Origin of the sequence: Streptomyces sp. NPDC059564 (assembly GCF_042735575.1) — a bacterium.
Taxonomy (GTDB): Bacteria; Actinomycetota; Actinomycetes; order Streptomycetales; family Streptomycetaceae; genus Streptomyces.
Genome location: NZ_JBHWBP010000337.1, coordinates 1 through 8,414, shown reverse-complemented (window position 1 = coordinate 8,414; position 8,414 = coordinate 1). Strand labels below are relative to the sequence as shown.

7 protein-coding genes are annotated in these 8,414 nt (G+C 72.2%); 1 reads left to right on the top strand and 6 read right to left on the bottom strand.

Annotated elements, in window-relative coordinates; genetic code table 11:
* Positions 1–10 precede the first annotated feature (10 nt).
* The 6 genes from ACFV0Q_RS34165 to ACFV0Q_RS34140 all read right to left on the bottom strand — a co-directional run bounded on the left by ACFV0Q_RS34165 (position 11) and on the right by ACFV0Q_RS34140 (position 7,560).
* Positions 11–1,420, bottom strand: a complete 1,410-nt coding sequence (locus tag ACFV0Q_RS34165) for a glycoside hydrolase family 16 protein (protein WP_385010796.1) — start codon at positions 1,418–1,420, stop codon at positions 11–13.
* 140 nt (positions 1,421–1,560) lie between these two features.
* Positions 1,561–2,973 carry a GH1 family beta-glucosidase gene (locus tag ACFV0Q_RS34160; RefSeq protein ID WP_385010794.1) on the bottom strand — a complete coding sequence of 471 codons (1,413 nt, stop codon included), beginning with the start codon at positions 2,971–2,973 and terminating at the stop codon, positions 1,561–1,563.
* Between the two features lie 63 nt (positions 2,974–3,036).
* Positions 3,037–3,948, bottom strand: a complete 912-nt coding sequence (locus ACFV0Q_RS34155) for a carbohydrate ABC transporter permease (RefSeq protein ID WP_385010792.1) — start codon at positions 3,946–3,948, stop codon at positions 3,037–3,039.
* On the bottom strand, positions 3,945–4,907 hold the full coding sequence (locus ACFV0Q_RS34150) for a carbohydrate ABC transporter permease (protein ID WP_385010790.1): 963 nt from the start codon (positions 4,905–4,907) through the stop codon (positions 3,945–3,947). The genes ACFV0Q_RS34155 and ACFV0Q_RS34150 overlap by 4 nt, the downstream gene beginning before the upstream one ends.
* A gap of 90 nt (positions 4,908–4,997) precedes the next feature.
* Positions 4,998–6,308 (bottom strand): ABC transporter substrate-binding protein, encoded by a 1,311-nt coding sequence (locus ACFV0Q_RS34145; RefSeq protein ID WP_385010788.1) that lies wholly within the window; start codon positions 6,306–6,308, stop codon positions 4,998–5,000.
* A gap of 208 nt (positions 6,309–6,516) precedes the next feature.
* A complete protein-coding gene (locus ACFV0Q_RS34140; RefSeq protein WP_385010786.1) occupies positions 6,517–7,560 on the bottom strand; it encodes a LacI family DNA-binding transcriptional regulator in 1,044 nt (347 codons plus the stop codon).
* Positions 7,561–8,012: 452 nt separating this feature from the next.
* On the opposite strand from ACFV0Q_RS34140, the gene ACFV0Q_RS34135 reads away from it, so the two are divergent.
* Positions 8,013–8,384 (top strand): VOC family protein, encoded by a 372-nt coding sequence (locus ACFV0Q_RS34135; protein WP_385010784.1) that lies wholly within the window; start codon positions 8,013–8,015, stop codon positions 8,382–8,384.
* Positions 8,385–8,414 lie beyond the last annotated feature (30 nt).

Here is an 8,414-nt window from a genome sequence, read left to right as displayed (position 1 = left end):
GCGGGGTGGGTCAGTGGCCGAACTCGAACCAGTTGACGTTCACGAAATCGGCCGGCTGGCCGCTGGCGAAGGTCAGGTACACGTCGTGGGTGCCCGTCACGGCCGAGATGTTCGCCGGGACGGTCTTCCAGCTCTGCCAGCCGCCCGTGTTGGCGACCGCGAAGCTCCCGATCGGGGCGTTCGAGCGGCTGTCGAGGCGTACCTCGACCAGCCCGCTGACCCCGCCGGCCGCGCCGCCGGCGACGCGGGCCCGGAACTGGGTCGCCGGGGTGGTGCCGAAGGCGACCCCCTTGAACTGGGCCCAGTCGCCGCCGGTGACGGCGCCGACGTTCCGGCCGCCGCCGGTGTCGGTGGTGGTCTCGGTGATCAGGCCCGCCTGGCCGTCGTACGACTCGGCCTGGATGGCGGCGTAGGCGTCACGATTCCCGGGTGTGGGGGTGGGGGTCGGCGTGGGCGGGGTGGTGGTGCCGCCGCCGGTCTGCCAGACCGCCACGTAGTCCACCGTCATGGGGTGGCCGGGCTGGGTGCCCGCGTCGGGTCCGCCGCCGAACGCCGCCGGGAAGGCCCCGCCCATCGCGACGTTCAGGATGAGGAAGAACCCGTGGTTCGTCGCGGCGTTCCAGGTGCCCGCGTCCATCTGGTCCGCGCGCACGGTGTGGAAGTTGACGCCGTCGAGGTAGAACCGCACCTGCTGGGGGCTGGTGCCGCGGTCCCATTCGGCGGCGTACGTGTGGAAGCCGCCCTGGCAGGTCGCCGGGGAGCAGACCCGCTGGCCGCCGATCCCGGTCGTCTCGTTGCACGGTCCGCCGGGGCTGGTGCCACAGTGCATCGTGGCCCACTCGTTGTTGATGCCCTGGACGTTCTCCATGATGTCGATCTCGCCGATGGAGGGCCAGTTCCACCAGTTGCCGCGGTAGGGGGCGCCGAGCATCCAGAAGGCGGGCCAGTAGCCCTTGGCGGCCGCGCCGGTGACGTTCGGCATCTGGATGCGGGCCTCCACGCGCAGCTTGCCGCCGGCGGGGGGCTGGAAGTCGGAGCGCTTGGTCTCGACGCGGCCCGAGGTCCAGTTGCCCGCGCCGTCGCGCTGCGGGGTGATGCGCAGGTTCCCGGCGCCGTCGAGGGAGACGTTGGAGGTGCCGGCGGTCATCGTCTCGATCTCGCCCGTGCCGAAGCCGGCCGGGCCGCCCGGGTAGCTCGTGCCGGTCGTGTACTGCCAGTCGGCGCCGTTGACGCCCGATCCCGCCGGACCGTTGAAGTCGTCACGGAAGACGGAGGTCCAGCCCGGCGGGTCCGCGGGGATGGAGGCGTTGGCCGGTACGGAGACGAGGACGGCGGCCGCGGGCACGAGCAGTGCGGCCACGGCGAGGGCCGCGCGCCTCAGGAGGCCTCGCGGTAAGGGGGCAACTCTCGCAACTCTCATGGAAACCCTCTCTCGGGGAGCTGGTCGTACGGGGATTGAGAGCGCTCTCAGAAATCGAGTGCGCCGCTACTGTGCTCCCCCGTCCCGGCAGTGGGCAAGAGGTGGACACAGAAAACCACGCAGCGGGATCAGGCGTTCACCTACTGAACGTCAGAGGCGGCCAGGCCGCCGCGCGCGATGACGTCCGCGTACCAGCGGGCACTGTCCTTCGGCGTCCGCCGCTGGGTCGCGAAGTCGACGTGGACGACGCCGAACCTCTTGCCGTAGCCGTGCGCCCACTCGAAGTTGTCCAGCAGCGACCAGAGGAAGTACCCGCGGACGTCGGCCCCCTGCTCGATCGCCCGGTGCACGGCGGTCAGATGGGCCCGCAGGTACGCGATCCGCTCGGGGTCGCGGACGCGGCCCTCCGGGTCCGCGTAGTCGTCGTACGCTGCCCCGTTCTCGGTGACCATCAGCGGGACGCCGGGGAGTTCCTCGTGCAGGCCGGTCAGCAGCCCGTACAGCCCTTCGGCGTCGACCGGCCAGTCCATGGCGGTCCGGGGGCCGGGCAGGTGCGGGAAGCGTACGTGCCCCTCGGCCCCGGGCCACGGCGAGGGCGTCGGGCAGCTGCCCGACGCGACGACGCTCGGGGCGTAGTAGTTGACGCCCAGGGAGTCGATCGGCGCGGAGGCCGTCCGCAGGTCGCCGTCCCGGACGAAGGACCAGTCGGTGAGCGATGCGGTGTCGCGGACCAGGTCTTCCGGGAGGCGGCCGTGGAACACCGGATCGAGGAAGATCCGGTTGCCGAGCGCGTCGATCCTGCGGGCGGCGTCCCGGTCGGCGGCGGACGCGGTCAGGGGGCGTACCGCGTGCAGGTTGAGGGTCAGGGAGATCTCGGCCGACGGGGGCAGGGCGGCGCGCAGCGCCCCGACGGCGCGGCCGTGCGCGAGGTTGAGGTGGTGCGCCGCGCGCAGGGCGGCGGCCGGATCCGTGTGCCCCGGGGCGTGTTCCCCGGAGGCATAGCCCAGGAAGGCCGCGCACCAGGGTTCGTTGAGGGTGGTCCAGGTCGCCACGCGGTCGCCGAGGGCCTCCGCCGTGATCTCCGCGTACCGGGCGAAGTGCTCGGCGGTCTCGCGCCGGGGCCAGCCGCCCGCGTCCTCCAGCTCCTGGGGCAGGTCCCAGTGGTAGAGGGTGGCGACCGGCCGGATCCCGGCGTCGAGCAGCTCGTCGGCGAGCCGCCGGTAGAAGTCCAGGCCCTTCTGCAGGGCGGGTCCGCGCCCGGTGGGCTGGACCCGGGACCAGGACACGGAGAAGCGGTAGTCGCTCACGCCGAGGCGTCTCATGACGGCGACGTCCTCGCGCATGCGGTGGTAGTGGTCGGCGGCGACGTCTCCGGTGTCGCCGTTGCGGACCTTGCCGGGGGTGTGGCTGAAGGTGTCCCAGATGGACGGCGTACGGCCGTCCTCGGCGGCCGCGCCCTCGATCTGGTAGGCGGCGGTGGCCGTGCCCCAGCGGAATCCGGCGGGGAAGCGCAGCTGTGTCGGCGTCTCGGGGCGTGCGTCGACGGCGGTCATCAGTGGGTAACTCCTGGGAGGTGAGGGGCATGTGGGGACGCGGCGGGGCGGTCGGGCGGTCGTTCAGCCCTTGACGGCGCCCTGCATGATGCCGCCGACGATCTGCCGGCCGAGGAAGCCGAAGACGAGCAGCACGGGCAGGGTGCCGAGCAGGGTGCCCGCCATGATCACGGACTGGTCGTGGACGTAGCCGCCGCCGAGCTGGCGCAGCGCGACCTGGACGGTCGGCTCCTGCGAGGTGAGCGCGATGACGGGCCAGAAGAAGTCGTTCCAGGCCGTCATGAAGGTGAGCAGGCCGAGGACGGCCATGCCGGGCCGCGCGATCGGCACGACGACGGACCAGAAGATGCGGGCCGTCGAGGCTCCGTCGATGCGGGCCGCCTCTATCAGTTCGTCGGGCAGGGACTGGATGAGGATCTGCCGCATGAAGAACACGCCGAAGGCCGATACGAGGCCGGGCAGGACGACGGCCTGGAGCTGGTTGACCCACTGGAGCTTGGCTATCAGCATGAAGAGCGGGATCACGGCGAGCTGCGGCGGGATCATCATGGTGGACACGGTGACGGCGAGCAGCAGTCCGCGGCCGCGGAAGCGCAGTTTGGCGAAGGCGAAGCCGGCGAGGGTGGAGCACAGCACGGTGCCGACGGTGATCGAGCCGGACACGATCAGGGAGTTGAGCAGGGCCTTGCCGATGTCGGCCTCTTCCAGGACCTGCTGGACGTTGTGCATCAGGTTCGGGCCGGGCAGCAGCGAGGGCGGCGTCCTCGCGAGATCGGCGTTGGAGCGGCTGGCGGCGACGATCGTCCAGTAGAACGGGAACGCCGAGATCAGGAAGGCGACGGTGAGGACCGCGTAGACGAGCCGTCCGCCGCGCCGGGTGCCGGCGGCCCGGCCGCGCCGGCGCCCCGCCTTGCGTGCGGAAGCGGCGTGCGGGCCGCTCACCGGCTCCTGCGGCGGGGCGGCGAGGGCGGTCATCGGGCGGACTCCTTGCGGGAACGGCGGCGCGCGATCAGGGCGTTGGCCCCGACCAGCGTGAGGATCAGCAGGAACATCACCCAGGCGATGGCGGCGGCCCGGCCCAGGTGGAAGAAGCCCCAGCCCTGTTCGTACATGTAGAGGCCGAGCGTCTGGTACTGGTGCGAGATGCCGCCGGAGACGGAGCCCTCGAAGAGCAGGGGTTCGCCGAAAAGCTGGGTGGCGCCGATGGTCGAGACGACGGTGGTGAAGACGATGGTGGGGCGCAGCCCCGGCAGTGTGACGTGGAGGAACTGCCGCCACCTGGAGGCCCCGTCCATCTCCGCGGCCTCGTATAGCTCGGCCGGGATGGTCTGCATGCCGGCCAGGTAGATGAGGGCGTTGTAGCCGGTCCAGCGCCAGACGACGATCGAGGAGACCGCGATCTGCGAGGCGACGGTGCCGGTCTGCCAGTCCACGGGGGCGATGCCGACGAGGCCGAGGAGGTAGTTGACGATGCCGAAGTCGCGGCCGAAGAGCTGGGCGAAGACGAGGGTGGCGGCGGCGACGGAGGTGGCGTACGGCAGGAGCATCGCGGTACGGAAGAACGTCCGTGCCCGGAGCCGGTAGTTGAGCAGGTGGGCCAGGCCCAGCGCCATGGCGAGCTGCGGGACGGTGGAGAGGACGCCGATGGTGAAGGTGTTGCGCAGCGAGGTCCAGAAGTAGGTGTCGGAGAAGAGCGCGGCGTAGTTGCCCAGCCCCCTCCATTCCATCTCCCCCGGCGTCTGGAGCTCGACGCGGTAGAGGGAGACGAAGGCCGTGTAGAGGAGCGGGAAGAGGCCGAAGGCGGCGAAGAGGGTGAAGAAGGGGGCGATGTACGCGTACGGGGACAGGGCCCGCCAGGACCGGCGGGCCGCGGACGGGCGGGCCCTGGGCGCCGGTGGGGTGGTGGGGGTCGTCGTTGGGGTGAGGAGGGTCATGGGCGGGGGCCCTTCGGGGGCGACGGCTGGCGGGCGGGTACGGGGGCGCGCCGGTCCGCGGGGTGGGGGCCCGGGGCCGGAGCGCGGCGGTCAGCCGGTGGCGTTGCGGACGCCCTTCCGGGCCGTCTCCCACGCCGTGTCCGCGGGGGTGCCCTTGCGCTCGACCTCGCTCAGCGCGTTGGTGATCTGGTCGGCGATGGTCTTGTCGGCGGCTCCGAGCACCTGGACGGGGGCGGCCTTGGCGGCGTCGCCGAAGATCCGGCCGATGGGGGCGTCCGAGAAGTACGGGTCCTTGACGTCGGCGACCTTGGCGATGGCTCCGGTCGAGGACGGGAACGAGCCCTGCTTCTCGAAGAGCCGCGCCTGCTGTTCGGGGGCGGTGAGCCACTGGATCAGCTCGTAAGCCTCCTTCTTGTGCTTGGCGGCGCGCGGGACGGCGAGGTAGGAGCCGCCCCAGTTCCCGGCGCCGCCGGGCAGCTTGGCGACGTCCCACTTGCCCTGGCCGGCGTCGCCCGCCTGGCCCTTGATGTAGCCGAGCATCCAGGCGGGGCACGGGAGGGTGGCGAAGGAGCCGGCGGCGAAGGCCTGGTTCCAGGGCGGGGACCACTGGTCGAGCTTGGCGCTCAGCCCGTCCCCAGCCGCGCGCACGGAGGTGCTCCAGGCGTTCTTGACGGCCGGACTGGACTCGTACACCAGCTTGCCGGAGGCGTCGTAGTAACGCTCCTTCTCCTGGCCGACCATGACGGTGTAGAGGCTGCCGACGCTGTCCAGCCAGGCGCTCTTCTCGGGGGCGTTCTTCGTGTACTGGCGGCCCAGTTCCAGGTAGCCGTCCCAGGTGGACCACTTGGCCGCGAGCTCGTCGCGCCCGGTGGGCAGTCCGGCCTTCTCGAACAGGTCGCGGCGGTAGCACATCGCCTCGGGGCCGACGTCGGTGCCCAGGCCCAGCACCTTGCCGTCCTTGGTGGTCGCGGCCGACCACTTGGCCTCGGCGAAGGAGTTCTTGAGCGCGCCCGCCCCGTAGGCCGTGAGGTCCTCGAACTTGTCCGCCTGCTGCTGGGTGACGGCGGCGATCCGGCCCACCTCTATGCCCTGGACGTCGGCGAGGCCGCCGCCGCCGGCGAGCCGGGTCTGCAGGGACTTCCAGTAGTCCTGCTCGTCTTCGGTGTCCGTCTGCTTGACGGTGACGCCCGGGTGCAGCTTCTCGTAATCCGCGTAGAGCCCGGCCTCCTTGTAGCCGAAGGAGCCGAAGAGGTCGACGGTCACCGTGACCTTGCCTCCCGCGCCGTCCGTGGAGCCTTGCGGTGTGCCGGATCCGCAGGCGGCCAGCAGCGTCCCGGCGAGGGCGACCGCACCGAGGCGGAGGACGGTGCGCGTGGCGGTGGCGGCACGGGCTCTTGGCATGGGTGTTCTCCCCTGACTTCGGCGTGGAACGGTTCGCTTGAGAGCGCTCTCAGTGCTGGTCCTGGAGCGTGCCCCCGCCCGGAGCTTAACGTCAAGACCTGAACGCATAACGGCTTGGTGTGGAGCGGGAGTTGTCGGCCGGACGGCGGGCGGGGACCCGGGCCGGGATCGGGGCGCGGACCAGGGCGGGGACCCGGGCGCGCGGTGCTCAGGCCGAGGCGCGGCGCACCAGCCGGGTCGGTGTGATCAGCGAGGACGGGACGACGGGTTCGGTACGTTCCCGGTCCAGGGCGCGCAGCAGCAGCCGGGCCATCATCCGGCCCATGCCCTCGATGTCCTGGTGGACGGTGGTCAGCGGCGGGTCCGCGCATTCGGCCACCGACCGCATGTCGTCGAAGCCGACCATCGCCACGTCCTGGGGGACCTTGCGGCCCCGCTCGCGCAGGACGCGCAGCGCGCCCACCGCCATCTGGTCGTTGGCGGCGAACACGGCGTCGAGGTCCGGGTGGTGCTCCAGCAGCTCCTCCATGGCCCGCGCCCCGCCCTCCACCGTGAAGTCCCCGTCGGCCACCATCGCCGGGTGGGCGCCCTGGAGGGCGTCGCGGTAGCCGTCGAGGCGGTCGGTCGCCGAAGTCTGGTCGTCCGGACCCGCGATGTGCGCGATGCGGGTGCGGCCCTCGGCTATCAGGTGGCGGACGGCGTCGCGCGCGCCGCCGCGGTTGTCGGCGTCCACGTACGTCACCCCGGCCGGTCCGCCCGGGGCGGGGGTCCATCCCGGGCGGCCGCCGTACACCGTGGGAAGCCCGATCCGGCCCGCGATGGCGGGCAGCGGGTCGTCGGTGTGGAGGGAGAAGGCGAGCGCACCGTCGACGTGGCCGCCGGCCAGGTAGCGGGCGATCCGGTCGTAGTCGTCCGGCCCCTCCACCAGCAGGAGGACCAACTGGGTGTCGTGGGCGGTCAGTTCCTTGCTTATGCCCCGGATCTGCTGGGAGAAGAACGGGTCGGTGAAGATGCGGATCTCCGGCTCGGCGATGATGACCGCCACGGCTCCGGTGCGCCGGGTGACGAGGGTGCGGGCCGCGGGGTTGGGTACGTAGCCCAGTTCGGCCACGGCTTCGCGCACCTTGTCGGCGACGGGCTGGCGGACCCCCGCCCCGCCGTTGACCACACGCGAGACCGTCGCCCGGGAGACCCCGGCGCGCGCCGCGACGGCTTCCAGTGTGGGGCGGTGTCCGGTGGAACGCTCAGGCACGGGCGGGCTCCTCGTCTGTCGCGGTCGGCAGCAGAGCGGCTGCGTCGGGATCTGCAGGGTATCCCGTGGCTCCGCGCCGGGAGAGCGCTCCCCGCGACAACGGCCGTACGGCCCCGGCCGCGTGACGGTCGTCCCGCGGCCGGGGCCGGGCGGATCAGCCGTTCGGGACGGTGTCCTGGAAGGCGGTTCCGGCCGAGCGGAGCGCGTCGACCACCATCCCGGGATCCCCCCGGGCGACCTGGGCCGCCGCGGCATCATCACGTCCACCACCTCCGGCGACGTGCGCACGAGCCGCTGACCCGGGCGGCGCCGCGGGGGGAGGGGGGCACCCGCTGCGCCCATCGGGGGAATCCGGGGGGCGGGCCGGTTCGGAGCCGGGACCGGGACCCCACCGGGCCGACACTCGTGGCAGGCCGCAGGGGCGGCGGGACGGGCAACGAGAGGACGGGCGCGTGTTCACCGACACCAAGGCGTTCAGCGGTTTCGCCGTGGACGACATCCAGCGGGCGAAGGAGTTCTACGGCGACACCCTCGGACTGCGGGTCACCGAGGAGAACGGCCTGCTGACCCTGCACATCGCGGGCGGCACGGAGGTCCTCCTGTACCCGAAGGAGAACCACGCCCCGGCCGGGTTCACCCTGCTCAACTTCCCCGTCGCCGACATCGACGCGGCGGTCGACGAGCTGACCCGGCGCGGGATCCGCATGGAGCGGTATCCCGGGTTCGACCAGGACGAGAAGGGCGTCGTGCGCGAGGAGGGACCGCTCATCGCCTGGTTCACCGACCCGGCGGGCAACATCCTCTCCGTGCTCCAGCCCTCGTAGGCCCGCCCGGACGCCACACCGCCGGCCCGC

Bases quoted from the DNA above. Each gene is read 5' to 3' on its own strand.
- ACFV0Q_RS34165 (WP_385010796.1), bottom strand. From the start codon at position 1,420: ATGAGAGTTGCGAGAGTTGCCCCCTTACCGCGAGGCCTCCTGAGGCGC.
- ACFV0Q_RS34160 (WP_385010794.1), bottom strand. From the start codon at position 2,973: ATGACCGCCGTCGACGCACGCCCCGAGACGCCGACACAGCTGCGCTTC.
- ACFV0Q_RS34155 (WP_385010792.1), bottom strand. From the start codon at position 3,948: ATGACCGCCCTCGCCGCCCCGCCGCAGGAGCCGGTGAGCGGCCCGCAC.
- ACFV0Q_RS34150 (WP_385010790.1), bottom strand. From the start codon at position 4,907: ATGACCCTCCTCACCCCAACGACGACCCCCACCACCCCACCGGCGCCC.
- ACFV0Q_RS34145 (WP_385010788.1), bottom strand. From the start codon at position 6,308: ATGCCAAGAGCCCGTGCCGCCACCGCCACGCGCACCGTCCTCCGCCTC.